Annotated in this window: 11 protein-coding genes; 5 read left to right on the plus strand and 6 right to left on the minus strand. The window is 74.0% G+C overall.

From position 1 onward, the window contains the following. The first annotated feature begins 178 nt into the window (after positions 1-178). The 5 genes from RIN80_RS05590 (at position 179) to RIN80_RS05610 (ending at position 6,901) form a co-directional block, all read left to right on the plus strand. Positions 179-472 carry a DUF503 domain-containing protein gene (locus RIN80_RS05590; protein WP_010042759.1) on the plus strand — a complete coding sequence of 98 codons (294 nt, stop codon included), beginning with the start codon at positions 179-181 and terminating at the stop codon, positions 470-472. Positions 473-516: 44 nt separating this feature from the next. Next, positions 517-969, plus strand: coding sequence for a 30S ribosome-binding factor RbfA (rbfA, locus tag RIN80_RS05595; protein ID WP_309094365.1), 453 nt, complete (start codon positions 517-519; stop codon positions 967-969). Continuing rightward, positions 966-1,871, plus strand: a complete 906-nt coding sequence (gene truB, locus RIN80_RS05600; RefSeq protein WP_309094366.1) for a tRNA pseudouridine(55) synthase TruB — start codon at positions 966-968, stop codon at positions 1,869-1,871. Before rbfA ends, truB begins: the two co-directional genes overlap by 4 nt. Positions 1,872-2,128: 257 nt before the next feature. Beyond that, positions 2,129-5,800 carry a trypsin-like peptidase domain-containing protein gene (locus tag RIN80_RS05605; protein ID WP_309094367.1) on the plus strand — a complete coding sequence of 1,224 codons (3,672 nt, stop codon included), beginning with the start codon at positions 2,129-2,131 and terminating at the stop codon, positions 5,798-5,800. A 147-nt stretch (positions 5,801-5,947) separates the two neighbouring features. Then, positions 5,948-6,901: a bifunctional riboflavin kinase/FAD synthetase gene (locus tag RIN80_RS05610; protein WP_309094368.1), complete on the plus strand. Its 954-nt coding sequence runs from the start codon at positions 5,948-5,950 to the stop codon at positions 6,899-6,901. On the opposite strand, the gene RIN80_RS05615 is transcribed toward RIN80_RS05610, so the two are convergent. The 6 genes from RIN80_RS05615 to RIN80_RS05640 all read right to left on the minus strand — a co-directional run bounded on the left by RIN80_RS05615 (position 6,898) and on the right by RIN80_RS05640 (position 15,958). Further along, positions 6,898-7,962 carry an ABC transporter ATP-binding protein gene (locus tag RIN80_RS05615; protein WP_309094369.1) on the minus strand — a complete coding sequence of 355 codons (1,065 nt, stop codon included), beginning with the start codon at positions 7,960-7,962 and terminating at the stop codon, positions 6,898-6,900. The genes RIN80_RS05610 and RIN80_RS05615 overlap by 4 nt on opposite strands. Next, positions 7,959-8,975: an ABC transporter ATP-binding protein gene (locus tag RIN80_RS05620; RefSeq protein ID WP_309094370.1), complete on the minus strand. Its 1,017-nt coding sequence runs from the start codon at positions 8,973-8,975 to the stop codon at positions 7,959-7,961. Before RIN80_RS05620 ends, RIN80_RS05615 begins: the two co-directional genes overlap by 4 nt. Then, positions 8,972-9,886, minus strand: coding sequence for an ABC transporter permease (locus tag RIN80_RS05625; protein ID WP_309094371.1), 915 nt, complete (start codon positions 9,884-9,886; stop codon positions 8,972-8,974). Before RIN80_RS05625 ends, RIN80_RS05620 begins: the two co-directional genes overlap by 4 nt. Next, on the minus strand, positions 9,883-10,923 hold the full coding sequence (locus RIN80_RS05630) for an ABC transporter permease (protein ID WP_309094385.1): 1,041 nt from the start codon (positions 10,921-10,923) through the stop codon (positions 9,883-9,885). The genes RIN80_RS05625 and RIN80_RS05630 overlap by 4 nt, the downstream gene beginning before the upstream one ends. A 10-nt stretch (positions 10,924-10,933) precedes the next feature. After that, entirely contained in the window at positions 10,934-12,784 is a 1,851-nt protein-coding gene (locus RIN80_RS05635; RefSeq protein ID WP_309094372.1) for an ABC transporter substrate-binding protein, read from the minus strand. A 306-nt stretch (positions 12,785-13,090) separates the two neighbouring features. Then, the gene (locus RIN80_RS05640; RefSeq protein WP_309094373.1) at positions 13,091-15,958 is read right to left on the minus strand and encodes an AAA family ATPase; all 2,868 of its coding nucleotides are present in this window, start codon (positions 15,956-15,958) and stop codon (positions 13,091-13,093) included. Positions 15,959-16,360: the final 402 nt, after the last annotated feature.

A 16,360-nucleotide genomic window follows, 5' to 3' on the forward strand; every position in this document is an offset into this window, starting at 1 on the left:
CGCCCCCGCCCCGCGCCGCCCCCCCCCCCCCCCCCCCCCCCGCCCGGCCGTTGGTGCGCGGTGCGCACCGGAAAACCCGATCGAGCCCCCGGCCCGTTCGCGGTAACGTTCCTGGTGTTCCTGCCGTTCTGACAGCGCAGGGCCATCGATCCCGTACCGGCGGGTCATCCGGACACACATGTACGTGGGGACTCTGTCCTTCGACCTGCTTCTCGGCGACGTACGGTCGCTGAAGGAGAAGCGCTCCGTCGTCCGCCCCATCGTCGCCGAGCTCCAGCGCAAGTACGCGGTGAGCGCGGCCGAGGTGGATCACATGGACCTCCACCGCAGGGCGGTCATCGGCCTCGCGTTGGTGTCCGGCGACGCGGGGCACCTGAGCGAGGTACTCGACCGGTGCGAACGGCTGGTCGCCGCCCGCCCCGAAGTGGAGCTGCTGTCCGTCAGGCGGCGCTTCCACGGCGAAGACGACTGACGAACCGAGAACGAACCGGACAGGAAAGAACGGGAGACGGACCAGTGGCCGACAACGCGCGGGCTAAGAGGCTGGCGGACCTCATCCGAGAGGTGGTGGCCCAGAAGCTGCAGCGCGGGATCAAGGACCCGCGGCTCGGCTCGCACGTCACCATCACGGACACCCGGGTCACGGGTGACCTCAGGGAGGCGACCGTCTTCTACACCGTGTACGGGGACGACGAGGAGCGCGCGGCGGCCGCCGCCGGCCTGGAGAGCGCCAAGGGCGTCCTGCGCTCCGAGGTGGGCCGGGCCGCCGGGGTGAAGTTCACGCCGACCCTGACCTTCGTCATGGACGCCCTCCCGGACACCGCCCGGAACATCGAGGACCTCCTCAACAAGGCGCGCCAGTCCGACGAGAAGGTGCGCGAGGCGTCCGCCGGGGCGAAGTACGCCGGTGACGCCGACCCGTACCGCAAGCCGGACGAGGACGACGAGACGGACGACACCGCCGAATGACCCAGAAGCACTCCACGCCCGACGGCCTCGTCATCGTCGACAAGCCGTCGGGCTTCACTTCGCACGACGTCGTCGCCAAGATGCGCGGCATCGCCCGGACACGACGCGTCGGGCACGCCGGCACCCTCGACCCGATGGCGACGGGCGTCCTCGTCCTCGGCGTCGAGCGGGCCACCAAGCTCCTCGGCCACCTCGCGCTGACCGAGAAGGAGTACCTGGGCACCATCCGGCTCGGGCAGAACACCCTCACGGACGACGCCGAGGGGGAGATCACCTCCTCCACCGACGCCTCCGAGGTCACCCGCGAGGCCGTCGACGCCGGCATCGCCAAGCTGACCGGCGACATCATGCAGGTGCCGTCCAAGGTCAGCGCCATCAAGATCAACGGTGTGCGCTCCTACAAGCGCGCCAGGGAGGGCGAGGAGTTCGAGATCCCCGCCCGGCCCGTGACGGTCTCCTCCTTCGGCGTGTACGACGTCCGGGACGCCGTCGCCGAGGACGGCACGCCCGTGCTCGACCTGGTCGTGTCGGTCGTCTGCTCCTCCGGTACGTACATCCGGGCCCTCGCCCGTGACCTGGGCGCCGACCTCGGTGTCGGCGGTCACCTCACCGCCCTGCGCCGCACCCGCGTCGGCCCCTACAAGCTGGACGCGGCCCGCACCCTGGACCAGCTCCAGCAGGAGCTGACCGTGATGCCGGTCGCCGAGGCCGCCGCGGCCGCGTTCCCCCGCTGGGACGTCGACGCGCGCCGCGCCAAGCTGCTGACCAACGGCGTGCGGCTGGAGATGCCCGACCAGTACGCGGGCTCCGGCCCGGTCGCCGTCTTCGACCCGGAGGGCCGCTTCCTCGCCCTCGTGGAGGAGCAGAAGGGCAAGGCGAAGAGCCTGGCCGTCTTCGGCTGACGGCCCGCCCCGGGCGGGTCCGCCCGTGGAGCGGCGGTCACGGGGTACCTCCACTGCCGCCGCTCCACGGTCCCCCCTCGGTTCCCCCACCCCTAGGGTGTATCCAGCCGCCCCCGTCCGTTCACCCGTCCGTGCGGGCGCTCGGAGTGAACCGGGGGAGCGGAAGGGGGCGCTTTCGCGAAGCGATCTGTCCCGCTGATCATCCCGCCCCTAACGTCGAACACCAGGGCACGGGTGTACGGCGGGGAGGGTCGACGATGACGTCGCGGAACCGGTCCCGGGAGACGGACGACAGCGCACCGGACTCCCCGGGCCACCCCGGACCGGGGGAGTGCGCGGACCAGGCACCTGTGGACGAGGCGCTCGTGCGTATCCACGACCTGGCGGGCCGCCCGCGGGGCACCGGCTTCCTGGCCGACCACCACGGCACGCTCGTCACCAGCCACGAGGCCGTCGACGGTCTGCCCCGGCTCGTGCTGTACGGGGCGGGCGACCGCCGCCGGGTCGTGACCGCCGACGCGATCACGCCACTGCCCGCGCTCGACCTGGCCCTCGTCCGGACCGAGGGGCTCGGCGTGCCGCCGCTGCCCGTCACCGCCCGGCACGGGGCCGGGACCGGCACCTATGTGCGGATCGCCGCCGGTGGCTGGCGTGAGGCGCGGGTCCTGGGCACGACCGGCGTGACGTACGCGGCCACGGACCGCTTCCACCGCATCGACGGCGCGCTGGAGCTGGCGGTCGGCACGGCGGGGCGGGACGCGCTGAGGCTGGGCGGGGGAGCGGCCGGGGGTCCGGTGGTGGACGCGGTGACCGGAGCCGTCGTCGCCGTCCTCGGCACCGCGCTCCGCTCCCACCACGCAGACGTCGGGTTCGCCGTGCCCCTGCATCCGGGGGTCCCGGGGGCGGCGGGCCCGCTGGCCGACCTGCTCGCCGAGAACGCGGCGACGGTCCCCGCGTACGGAGACGACCTCAACCTGGCCGGAGTACTGGAACTGACCGGCGTCTCGGTGGCCCTGGACGGCCCGCCCCGGTCCCCCGGCCTCCCGGAACCGGTCGAACGGGCGGCCGTGGCAGCGGAGTTCAGCGCCTTCGCGTCGGGACCGGAGTCCGTCCTCGGTCTGGTCGGGGCGCCGGGCAGCGGCCGTACGACGGAACTCGCCGCGCTCGCGGCCCGGCGCGCACGCGGCGGACATCCCACGCTGTGGCTGCGCGGCTGCGACCTGCGGGAGGACGACACGTCGGTGGCGGACGCGGCCCGCCGGGCACTGACCCGGGCCGCCCCGGTGGTGGGCGCCGCGCGGGCTGCGACTTCGGCCGCCTCGGCTGCGGCTGGCGCTCGGGCTGAGTCCCCGGCTGTCTCGGGTGTGGGCGCCGCATGGGGCTCGTCTTCGGCCGCCTCGGTTGCGGCGGTTGCCGCGCGGGGTTCCTCTCCGGCCGTCCCGGCCGTGGCGCGGGGCTCGTCCGTAAGCGCCGAGGCTGCGGGCGCCGTCCGGGCTGCCTCTCCGGCCGCGGCTGCCGCGCGGGTCGCGATTCCGGTCGCCGTCGCGTCGGCCGCGTCCCCGGCCGGTCCCGGTGACCTCTCGCCTGAGCGTCTCGCCCACCGCGCTGCCGCTCTCGGCCGGCCCCTGCTGCTCCTGCTCGACGGTCCCGATGAGATGCCGCCGGCCTTGGCCCGCCGGTTCGCCGACTGGGCGGACGGGACGCTGCGGTGGCTGCGCGAGACGGGTGTGCGGCTGGTGGTGGCCTGCCGGGCGGAGTACTGGGAGGAGGTGTCGGACCCGCTGCACCGGCCCGCGTGCGTGCCGCTCGGCGATCTCACCGAGGACGAGGCCCGGGAGGCCCGCGAGCACCTCGGCATCCCGCGCAGCGCCCTGGCCGGCACGGACGCCCGGCACCCCCTCACGCTCCGTCTGCTCGCCGAGATCCGGGCCGCGCTCGCCGACGCCCCGGAGCTGCCCGCCGCCACGCTCGACCGGAACGACGTCTTCGCCGCCTACGTGGACCTGATGGCCCTGCGGATCGCCACGCGCCTGGCCGCCGGCCACGGCCTGCGCGGCACCGCCGTACGCCGGCTGGCCGCGAAGGTCGCCGGGCAGGTGCACGAGGCCGCCCGGCGCAGTCTCGGCCCGGGCCTCGGGGACCTGGACCGGGAGGCGTTCGAGGCCGTGTTCCCCTGGGGAACCGCCCCGGAGCGTCTCGGCGGCGGCACCGGCTGGGCTTCGGCCGTGCTCGCCGAGGGCCTGCTCGTACCCTCCGGGGCGGGCTACCGCTTCGCCCACGAGGAGCTCGCCGACTGGCTCCACGGCCTGCACCTCGATCTCGACGAGGCCCTGCACGCCCTCGTCCACCGCGGCCGGGACGAACCGTCCGAGCCCGTCCCGCACCACCGCGTCGGACCCGTCGTCCAGGCCCTGCTCTGCCTCGAACGGCAGCACGGCACCGGCCCGCTGGCATCCCGCCTGGCCGGCCTGGTGCACGCCCTGGAGGCCGACCCGGAGTCCTGGTGGGCCGCCCGGCTGCTGGCCGGGACGCTGGCGGCCGTGCCGGACGCCACGCCGTACACCGACGTGCTGCGGCTGCTGGCCGACCGGATCGTGACCTGGCGGCGGCAGGAGCGGCCCGTGCCGGACGTGCTCGGGCCGGACTTCTGGACCGGCCTCCGGCTGGCCGAGGGCGCCCGGTTCGCGCTGCTCGGACGGCTGGTGCACGCCGACGGACCGCCGTGCGAGGCCGGACCCCGCTTCCTGGACGCCGTCGCGCGGCTGCTGGCCGCCGACCCCGTCACCGTGCAGCCGCAGCTCGTCCACTGGTTCGACGACGAGCAGCCGCTGCCCGCCACCCCGCACGCGACCGTGGCCCTGGCCGCGCAGGCGCTGCTGCACACCCACCGCCACCGCGCCCTGGACGAACTGGTGGACGTGCTCGTCGACCGGGCGCACCGGCGGGCCGACGAACTGCTCGCGGTACTGGCCGAGGAGGAACCGTCGGCGCTGTGCCGCGCCGCCGACCGGTGGGCACGCGACGAGCGGTCGGCCCGGCGCGCCGCGGCGATGGCCCACGGGCTGCGCGTCGCCCCCCACGTCACCACCGGGGGCGACCGCGCCCTGCTGCGCTACGCGGCCCTCACCCTGCTCGCCCGCCCGGCCGACCACGCCCTGCACGGCGGTGCCCTCGCGCTCCTCGTCCAGGACCCGCACACCCGGATCCGCTACCTGCCCCGGGCGCTGGAGCACTTCGCGGCGGGCGACCCGCACCTCCCGCCGGACGCGCTCGCCACGGCCCTGCTCACCCACCCCGAACCGGTGCTCGGCGCCTTCGCGGCACGGCTGGAGCGGCCGGACGCGGACGAGGCGCTGCGGGCGCTCGCCGACGCCACCCCGCCCGGGCTGGCCCGGCGCGTCGCCGCGCTCGTCCGGCAGGCGGCGCGACGGCGACCGGAACTGGCCGGGCCGGTCGCCGCCTACGTGGACCAGCGGCTCGACCGGGGCCCCGCCGCCCGGGCCGTGCTCCTGCCTCTGGTCACCGGCCTGCTGGAGGGTGGCCCCGTGCGGCTGCGCTGCGCCCTCGCCGGCGTCCTCACGCCGCCCGGCATCCCCGCCTCCCGCCCGCTGCGCCGGGAACTGCGCGAGGCGCTCCTGGCCCGCGAGCACGACACCGACGTCCTGGACGCGCTGCTGCACGCCGCCGCCCGCAACGGCGGCGACGACCTGCGCGACCTGGTCCACCGCGTCGGCCTGCTCCTGGGCCGCACCCCCGAGGGCGCGGGCCGCTTCGACCGCGCACTGGTCGACCTCGGACGGCACGTGCCCGGCTTCGCCGCCCGCGTGGCCGGCTGGCTCGCCGACGCGCCGGAGGAGTGGGCGGCCCTGGTCGGGCCGAGCTCCCACCGGACGATCGAGAACCTGGCGGGCGTCCGCGTCCCCGCCTGACCGGCGGGGCGCCGTGCGCCCGGTCACAGCCCCCATGCCGATGCGGGCGGCGGCGACCCGGCATGGCACCCTTAGACCTGCGTACGCTCACCACGGACAACCGACCGGACACGGGTTCGACGAGCTTTTCGACAAGGAGCAGGCACAGTGCAGCGCTGGCGTGGCTTGGAGGACATCCCCCAGGACTGGGGGCGCAGCGTCGTCACCATCGGCTCCTACGACGGAGTCCACCGCGGACACCAGCTGATCATCCGGCATGCCGTGGACCGCGCCCGGGAGCTGGGCGTGCCCGTCGTCGTCGTCACCTTCGACCCGCACCCCAGCGAAGTGGTCCGCCCCGGCAGCCACCCGCCGCTGCTCGCCCCGCACCACCGCCGCGCCGAACTCATGGCGGACCTCGGCGTGGACGCGGTGCTCATCCTCCCCTTCACGACCGAGTTCTCGAAGCTGTCCCCGGCCGACTTCGTCGTCAAGGTGCTCGTCGACAAGCTGCACGCCAAGGCGGTCGTCGAGGGCCCCAACTTCCGCTTCGGCCACAAGGCCGCCGGCAACGTGGAGTTCCTCGCCACACAGGGCAAGACCTACGACTTCGAGGTCGAGGTCGTGGACCTGTACGTGACGGGTGAGGCGGGCGGCGGGGAGCCGTTCTCCTCCACGCTGACGCGGCGTCTGGTCGCCGAGGGCGACGTCCAGGGCGCGGCGGAGATCCTGGGCCGGCCGCACCGGGTGGAGGGCGTCGTCGTCCGGGGCGCCCAGCGCGGGCGCGAACTGGGCTTCCCCACGGCCAACGTGGAGACGCTGCCGCACACCGCCATCCCGGCCGACGGCGTGTACGCGGGCTGGCTGCACGCGCAGGGCGAAGTGATGCCGGCGGCGATCTCCGTCGGCACGAACCCGCAGTTCGAGGGGACCGAGCGGACGGTGGAGGCGTACGCCATCGACCGGGTCGGGCTGGATCTGTACGGGCTGCATGTCGCGGTCGACTTCCTGGCGTTCGTGCGCGGGCAGGCGAAGTTCGACACGCTGGACGCGCTGCTGGAGCAGATGGGTCGGGACGTGCAGAAGTGCAGGGAGCTGGTGGCGGCCGACGAGGTCGCCTAGTCCGCCGGTGGGTCGACTGCGGGTCCGTGCGGGTCGGTCGCGCAGTTCCCCGCGCCCCTGGGGGACGTCGCCCAGTGACAGGCGACCTGTGACTCTCCGCCCCCGCTCAGCACCTTCAGGTCCTGGTGTCTGCACGCGTCCGACACGCCCGCCCGCTCCGCCTCGCCGCCCGCCAGGATCTGGCAGCGGGCGTGGAAGCGGCAACCGGACGGCACGCGTGACGGATCCGGGGGTTCGCCGCTGAGGATCACCGGGGCGCCCGGGGCCTCCGGGAGGACCGACAGCAGGGCCTGGGTGTAGGGGTGCCGGGGGGCCGTCAAAACCTGTTCCACCGCCCCCGTCTCCACGATCCGGCCCAGGTACATCACGGCCACCCGGTCGGCGATGTTCCAGGCCAGGCCCAGATCGTGCGTGACGACCAGCGCGGACAGACCCAGTTCCGTGCGCAGCCGGAGCAGCAGGGCGAGGATCTCGCCGCGTACCGAGGCGTCGAGGGAGGCCACCGGCTCGTCGGCGACGAGGAGTTCGGGTTCCAGGACGAGTGCGCCCGCGATGACGACCCGCTGGCGCTGCCCGCCGGACAGTTCGTGCGGGTAGCGCAGGAAGAAGCGCTCCGGGGGACGCAGACCGGCCCGGGACAGGGCCTCGGCGACCGCCGTGCGCTCGTCGCCCGGGAAGCCGTGGATGCGCAGGCCCTCGGCGACGGCGTCGTACACCGTGTGCCGGGGGTTGAGGGAGCCGCTCGGGTCCTGCAGGACCAGCTGGACACGCTTGCGGTAGGTCTTCAGGGAACGGCTGGAGTACTCCAGGGGGCGGCCGTCGAAGGCGACCCGGCCGGCCGTGGGTTCCACCAGGCCCAGCAGACTGCGGGCCAGGGTCGTCTTGCCGCAGCCGGACTCGCCGACGAGCGCGACGATCTCGCCGGGGCGGATGTCGAGGTCGACGCCGTCCACCGCGCGGGCCCGGGGGCCGCCGTGCCGGCCGGGGAAGGTGACGTGCACGCCCTGGGCGCTCAGCAGCGGGGCCGTGGCGGCCTCGGGGGCCGTGGGGGAGAGGGTCATGGCGTGCCGGGCCTCGCTTCCTGCAGCGCTTCCGGATCCTGCGGCTCCGCCTGAGACCCGCCCGGCGGCCCGGCCAGCACGCACGCCGCCCGGCGTTCCGGCCCCGCCTCCCGCAGCGCCGGGTCCTGCTCGGCGCACGACTCCAGCGCCACCGGGCAGCGCGGGTGGAACGTGCAGCCGGACGGCAGCGCGGCCGGGTCGGGCGGGTCGCCCGCCAGTCCCTGCGGCGCGAACCGGGAGGCCGGGTCGCCGATGCGCGGGAACGCGGCCGACAGGGCCCTGGCGTACGGGTGCCGGGCGTCCTCGTACACCTGGGCCGCCGGACCCTCCTCGACCACCCGGCCCGCGTACATCACCGCCAGCCGGTCGCAGGTGTCGGCCAGGACGGCCAGGTCGTGGCTGATCATGATCAGGCCCAGGTCCTGGTCCGCGACCAGCTGCTCGATGAGCCGCAGGATCTGGGCCTGGATCATCACGTCGAGCGCGGTGGTCGGCTCGTCGGCGATGACCAGGCGCGGATCGCAGGCCAGGGCCATGGCGATCATGACGCGCTGGCGCTGGCCGCCGGACAGCTCGTGCGGGTAGGCGTCGGCGCGGGCCGCGGGCAGGCCGACCTGTTCCAGCAGCTCGCCGGTCCTCTTCTTCGCCCCGGCCCGGGTCGCCTTCCGGTGCAGCAGGATCGGCTCGGCGATCTGGTCGCCGATGCGGTGCACGGCGTTCAGGGAGTGCATCGCGCCCTGGAAGACGACGGAGGCCCCGGCCCAGCGCACCGCCCGCACCCGGCCCCACTTCATGGTCAGCACGTCCTCGCCGTCGAGCAGGACCTCCCCGGTGATGCGGGTCCCGGCCGGCAGCAGCCGCAGCAGGGCCAGCGCCAGCGTCGACTTGCCACAGCCGGACTCCCCGGCCAGGCCCAGCTTGCGGCCCGCGTCCAGGCGCAGGTCCACCCCACGCACGGCGGCCGCGCCGCCCGGATACGTCACGGTCAGGTTCCTGACGTCCAGCAGACTCAACGCGACACCCCCAGCCTGGGGTTGAGGACGGACTCCACGGCCCGCCCGCACAGCGTGAACGCCAGCGCCACCACGGCGATGGCGATGCCCGGCGGCACCAGGTACCACCAGTCCCCGGCACTGACCGCGCCCGCCTCCCGGGCGTCCTGGAGCAGGCCGCCCCACGACACGACCGTCGGATCGCCCAGGCCGAGGAAGGCCAGCGTCGCCTCGGCGAGGATGGCCGAGGAGATGATCAGCGTCGTCTGGGCCAGCACCAGCGGCATCACGTTGGGCAGGACGTGCCGGGACATGATGTGCCGGTGGCCGCCGCCGAGCGCCTTCGCCCGTTCGATGTACGGCCGGGTCTCCACGGCGAGGGTCTGCGCGCGCACCAGACGGGCCGTGGTCGGCCAGGTGGTGACGCCGATCGCGACGACGATCGTGGTCAGCGAGCGGGACATGACGGTCGCCAGGGCGATCGCCAGCACCAGCGTCGGCATGACCAGGAACCAGTCGGTGATCCGCATCATCACCGTGGCGTACCAGCCCTTGAAATGCCCGGCCGTGACCCCGATCAGCGTGCCGATCGCCACCGACAGCACGGCCGCGAGCAGTCCCACCAGCAGCGACACGCGCGCGCCCCAGATCACCAGGCCCAGCAGGTCCCGCCCGAACTGGTCGGTGCCGAGCGGGAACTCGGTGCTCGGGCTCTGCATCGGCCGACCGGGAGCCCGCGTCACGCTGCTCACGTCGGAGCCGACGAACAGGGGCGCGAACAGTGCCAGCAGCGCGCACAGGGCGAGCACGGCCAGGCCGTACAGCCCTGCCCGTTCGGCGCGGTACTGCCGCCAGAAGCGGGTGACGGAGGCCCGGCGGCGCTGCCGGGCCAGGGCGCGCGGGCTCGGGGCCGTGCCGGTCGGCGTCGTCATCGGGCCACCCGGGGGTCGAGCAGCGGATAGACCAGGTCGGCGAGGGTGTTCATCAGGATCACCGCGGCGGCGAACACGAAGAACAGGCCCTGCACCAGCGGCAGGTCGGGCACGCTCAGTGCCTGGTAGAACAGCCCGCCCAGGCCCGGCCAGGAGAACACGGTCTCCACCAGGATCACGCCCGCCACCGTCCGTCCGAGGTTGATGAAGATCAGCGTCACGGTCGGCAGCAGCGCGTTCGGCACGGCGTGCCGGCGGCGTACGAGGTCGTCCCGCAGGCCTTTGGCCCGCGCGGTCGTCAGATAGTCGCTGCCCATCTCGTCCAGCAGCGCCGACCGCGTGACCAGCAGCGTCTGCCCGTACTCCACCGCCACCAGCGTCATCACCGGCAGCACCAGATGGTGCGCCACGTCCAGGACGTAGGCGAAGCCCTCCTCGCCGCCCGACTCCATGCCGCCGGTCGGGAACAGGCCCGGCAGCGGGCCGATGCCCACCGACAGCACGATGATCAGCAGCAGGCCCAGCCAGAAGGACGGGATCGAGTACAGGGTCAGGGCGAGGCCGGTGTTGACCCGGTCGCCGAGTTTGCCGCGCCGCCATGCCGAGCGCGTGCCCAGGAAGACGCCGAGCACGGTGTACAGGACGAAGGCCGTGCCGGTGAGCAGCAGGGTGTTGGGCAGCGCCTCGGTGATCTTGTCGACCACGGGCGCGCGGAACTGGTACGACGTGCCGAAGTCGCCGGTGAGCGCCTTGCCGCAGTAGTCGGTGAACTGCCGCCACAGGGGCAGGTCGAGGCCGAACTCCTCGCGGTAGGCCGCCAGCTGCTCGGCCGAGACCTGGCGGCCGCCGGTCATGGTCTTCACCGGGTCACCGGGGATCAGCCGGAAGAGGAAGAAGCTGGTGACGAGGACGGCCAGCAGCGACACGGCCGCGCCGGCCACCTTGCCGGCCAGGTACCGCGGGTACGCGGAGCGCTTGCGCACCCGCGGCCCCAGCTGCCGGTCCTCGACCAGTGCGGGCGTGGTGTCGGCGGTCATCAGCGCCCGGTCACTCACGGTCGTCGGCACCGGCCCGGCGGCGCACCGCCACGACCGTGCCGAGGCCGATCAGCAGGACGAGGCTCGTGGCGACGACGGCCACGACGGCCGTGGACGAACCGCCGGAGGAGTCGCCGGTCTCCGCGGGGACCGCCGACCACCAGCTCCAGTAGCCGTCCTGACCGTAGATGTTCCCCGCCTTCGCCGGCATCGTCGTGATCGACTCGATCTGGTCCGTCCGGTAGGCCTCGACCGCGTTCGGGTACGCCATGACGTTCATGTACCCGAGGTCGTACAGCCGCGACTCCATCTGCTTGACGATGTCCGCCCGTTTGGCGGGGTCGTACTCGGCGAGCTGGCGGGCGTAGAGCTCGTCGTACTTCTTGTCGCAGATGAAGTTGTCGGTGGCGCCGGTGTCCTCGGGGGTGGCCGGGAGCGCGCCGCAGGTGTGGATGGAGAGCACGAAGTCCGGGTCCGGGTTGACCGACCAGCCGTCGAAGGCCAGGTCGTAGGTGCCGGCGAGCCAGGGGTCGGTCACGTTGTCCAGGCAGTTGAGCCGGACGCCGATGCCGAGCTTGCCCCACCACTCCTGGAGGTACTTGCCGACCGCCTTGTCGTTGGGGTCGGTGGCGTGGCACAGCACCCGGTACGTGAGGGGCTTGCCGTCCTTGCCGACGCGCTTGCCGTCGCCGTTCTTCCGGTACCCGGCCCGGTCGAGCAGCTGGGCCGCCTTCGCCGGGTCGTAGGCCAGCTTCTGGCTCGCGGACGGTTTCCAGAAGTAGTCCTGGAAGCGCGGCGGGATGTAGCCCTCGCCCTCGACGGCGTGGCCCCGGAACACCTTGTCGATGACGGCCTCGCGGTCGACGGCCATGAACAGCGCGTTGCGCACCCGCCGGTCCAGCAGGGACGGGTGACCGTCGCCGAACTTCTCGCCGTTTCTGGCCTTCGCGCCCGGGTTGGTGGCGAGGGCGTAGAAGCGGCGGCCGGGCGCGTCGTTCACCCGGATGTTCTCCGCGCCCTGCAGGGATTCGGCCTGGGCGGGCGTCAGGGACGGCGACCCGGCGACGAACGACACCTCGCCCTTGCGCAGCGCCGAGACGGCCGCGTCCTGGTCCTTGTAGTAGCGGAAGACCAGCTCGTCGAACTTCGGCGCCCCACGCCAGAACGTCTTGTTGGCCTTGAGGCGGACGTAGCTGTCGGCCTTGTACCCGGTCAGCACGAACGGCCCGTTGCCCACCACCGGGAAGCTCTTGTCGTTGTTGAACTCGGAGAAGTCCGAGACCTTCTCCCACACGTGCTTGGGCACGATCGGCACGTCGAGCGCGGTCATCGTGGCCTGCGGCTTCTTCAGCTCGATGACCAGCTTGGTGGGGCTCGGCGCCGTCACCTTCTCGAAGTTCCCGACGTAGCTGCCGTTCGCGGTGGCCGCGCCGTCGTCCGTCATCATCTTGTTGAACGTCCAGGCCGCGTCCTCGGCGGTGGCCTGCTCGCCGTCCGACCACTTCGAGTCCGAGCGGATCGTGTACGTCCAGGTGAGCTTGTCCGGCGACGCCTCCCACTTGGTGGCCAGACCCGGTACGGCGTGGTTGTCCTTGGGGTCGTAGTTCGTCAGGTACTCGTACATGAGCCGGTGGATGCTCGTGCTGAGCAGCCGCACCGCCAGGAACGGGCTGAGCGAGTCCACGCTCTGCGCGACCGCGACGGTCAGCACCTTCTTGCCGTCGTCGGCCGCCCGGGCCTGCCGGGGCGCCGGGTCGAGCGGGGTCGCGAGCCCGGCGGTGAGGGTGAGCGCGGCCGCCCCGGCCACGGCGACGAGCCTGAGGCCGCGCGGGAGGCTGTGTGTCTGATCGTTCGTGCCCATGGTCGGACCTCGCGTCATCGCTCGGACGGGAAGGACGGGTTGATCAGCTGTCAGTGGATGCTGAGTGTGTATCAGCGGCCGTCTCCACCCGTCAACGGCGCGTTCACCCCTTGTGGCCTGCGGAAATAACGAATTGGCGAGTATTTCGCGGCCATTGGTGGAGACCACTGACGCGCCCCTGGCCAGGGCCTGACAACGGATTTCGCCCTCGCCGGCCCCGGAACGCGCGACGGCCCGCGCCGAGTGCGAGCGGCGCGGGCCGGAAACGGGACCGGCCCCTCGAAAGGGGCCGACCGGGTGAGGCGATTACTGCGTCGGGGGAGGGGGCGGCGGGGTCTGCCCCTGCGGGTCGGGCTGCCCGGGGTGACCGGGCTGTCCCGGCTGCGGGTAGCCGTAGCCCGGCTGCGGAGGGACGGCCGGGGGCTGACCGGGCTGTCCCGGCTGCGGGTAGGTTGGCTGGCCCGCGGCCTGCGGGTACGGCTGCTGTCCCGGCTGGGGGTAGGGCTGCCCGGGCTGGGGGTACGGCTGTCCCGGCTGCTGGAACTGCTGGGGCTGGTGCGGGTACGGGCCCGGCTGCTGCTGTGCCGGGTACGGAGGCCGGCCGGGCACGTGCTGGCCCGGCAGCGGCGGGGCGGCGACCGGCGGCGGGTTGCCGTCGGAGGTCCACAGCCCGTGCGACTGCTGGTGGCGGACGAAGTCCTCGGCGACCATCGCGGCGAGGTTGAAGTACGCCTCCCGCACCTTGGGCCGCATCATGTCGAGGTCGACCTCCGCACCGGCGGCGAGGTGCTCGTCGAACGGCACGACGATGACGCCCCGGCAGCGCGTCTCGAAGTGCGCCACGATGTCCTCGACCTTGATCATCTTGCCGGTCTCGCGCACCCCGGAGATGACGGTGAGGGACCGCGAGACGAGGTCGGCGTACCCGTGCGCCGACAACCAGTCCAGCGTGGTGCTCGCACTGCTCGCCCCGTCCACGGACGGCGTGGAGATGATGATGAGCTGGTCCGCGAGGTCGAGGACCCCGCGCATGGCGCTGTAGAGCAGCCCGGTACCGGAGTCGGTCAGGATGATCGGGTACTGCTTGCCCAGCACGTCGATCGCCCGCCGGTAGTCCTCGTCGTTGAACGTCGTGGACACGGCCGGGTCGACGTCGTTGGCGATGATCTCCAGCCCGGACGGCGCCTGGGACGTGAACCGCCGGATGTCCATGTACGAGTTGAGGTACGGGATCGCCTGGACGAGGTCACGGATGGTCGCCCCGGTCTCCCGGCGGACCCGGCGCCCGAGGGTGCCCGCGTCCGGGTTGGCGTCGATCGCGAGGATCTTGTCCTGGCGCTCGGTGGCGAGCGTGGACCCGAGCGCGGTGGTGGTGGTCGTCTTGCCGACACCGCCCTTGAGGCTGATCACCGCGATCCGGTAGCAGGACAGCACCGGCGTGCGGATCAGCTCGAGCTTGCGCTGCCGCTCGGCCTCCTCCTTCTTGCCGCCGATCTTGAACCGCCCGCCACCGGCGGCCGGACGGCTGCTCTTCGCCTTCTGCTTCTTGCTGTTGAGCAGCCGGTCGGAGGACAACTCCACGGCAGCGGTGTAACCGAGCGGCGCGGCCCCGGGGTTGGTGGGCTGCCGCTGATCGTGCTGGATGGGCTGCGGCCAGGCGGCACCGGTGCGGGGATCGACGGGGGGCTGGGGCTGCCCGGGCTGCCCGGGCTGAACCGGCGGCTGCTGGACACCGGGGTGCGGGGGCTGGGCCTGCGGGGGCACGGCGGGCTGGGGCTGGGCCTGCGGAGGCACGCCGGGCCGGGGGTGCGGCTGCTGAGCCGGGGGCTGGGGGAAGCCGTAGCCGCCCTGGGGGTGCGGCGCCGCCGGGGCGGGAGCAGCGGGGCCGGGCTGCGGGAACCCGTATCCGCCGTGCGCGTCGGGCGCGGGGCTGGGGGCGGGCGGGGTGTCCGACTGCTGGGCCGGGGGCATGCCCGGCTGCTGCGGCTGCGGCTGCGGCTGCGGCTGCTGCGGCTGGGGCTGCGGGCTGGCGGGAGCGCCGGGGTGCGGGAAGTCGTGGCCGGCCTGGGCGTGCGGGGCGGCCGGGGCGGGTGCTCCCGGGTGCGGGAAGCCGTATGCGCCGGGCTGGGGGGCGGGCTGAGCGGGCGGCTGGCTCGGCGGTGCGGGCGTGCCCGGCTGGTTCCAGGCGGCGGGCGCGGGCTGCGGCGCCTGCGGCTGGAACGGCGGCTGCTGGGCGGGCACCGACGGTGGGGGCGGCACCTGCCCCTGTCCCTGAGCCGCGGTCGGCTGGGGCTGGGGCTGCGCGTCCGTGGGCTGGGCCGGCTGCTGCTGCGGCTGCTGCTGAGGTTGGGCCGGCCACTCGCTCGCCGGCGCCGGAGCGGCCGGCTGGTACGACGGAGGCAGCGGCGGCACACCTTGCGGGGCCGGGGGAGTCCACGCCGGCTGGGACCCGGACGGCTCCGCCCCTGCGGCGTCCTGCGGCGCGCTGCCGCCGTCGCCGTCGTCCTCCTTGTCCTCGACCTCGGGAGTGGCGTCGGGAGCGGCCTCGCCGGGCACGGCGTCCGAAGGCTCGGCGTCGCCGGAGCCGGAGGGTTCGGCGTCCTGGACATCGGCCGCCTCGGCGGCAGCCGGGGGCACATCCGCAGGCACGGCATCGACCGGGCCCGCGTCATCCGCACCACTCTCCGCGGGAACGGCGTCTGCGGGCGCGGCGTCCTCGGGAACGGCGTCCTCAGGAACGGCGTCCTCAGGAACAGCGTCCTCAGGAACGGCGTCCTCGGGAACGTCGTCGACCGGCACCGCGTCCGCCGTCACCGTGACCTCCGGCAGGGCGTCTTGAGGCTCGGCGACCTGAGGCTCGGCGTCCTCCGACGTCGGCTCGTCGCGCTCCGCCCCCGGGACGTCCTCATCCGCGGTGTCGTCCGCCGGGCCGGTCACCGCGGGTTCCGCGTCCTCGGAGCCGACGTCACCGGAATCCGCGTTGTCCACGGGGTCGCCCGCACCGGACACGTCCACGGCATCCGCCGCTTCCTCCGCGCCGCCGGACACGACGTCCTCGTCCGTGGCGGAGACGGTCTCCGCGTCCCGGCCCTCGTCGGCCGAGTCCGACGGCGACTCGGCCGCAGCGGCGCGCTCCGCGATCTCCCGCTTCAGCGCGACGGCAGAGAAGCGCATGGTGGCACCGCTCTCCAGGTCACCGTCGGCGGACTCGGCGGACTCGGCGGACTCGGTGTCATCGGAGGCCGGAGCGGCGGGAGCAGCCGGAGGCGTCTGCGGCGGAGCGGGCGGCGTCCACTGCCCCGGAAACCCACCGACCGGGATCTGCGGCACAGCCGTAGGAGAGGCCGGTTCGGCAGCGGGCTCCTCCGCCCGCCCGTCGGACGAGCCCGACTGGGCTCCCTGCGGCTCGAACCCCATCGGAAGCCTGGGAACGCCGGACGGCCCCACGACAGATGGCGCGGGAGGCGTGAAAGGCGCACCCGGAGCGGGCGCGGGAGGCGTGAACGGGGCACCGGGAGCGGGCGGAGGCGCAGGCGGTGTGAAGGGCGCCCCGGGCGCCGGAGCCGGCCCCGGAAC

Origin of the sequence: Streptomyces sp., assembly GCF_031181705.1 — a bacterium.
Lineage (GTDB): Bacteria > Actinomycetota > Actinomycetes > Streptomycetales > Streptomycetaceae > Streptomyces.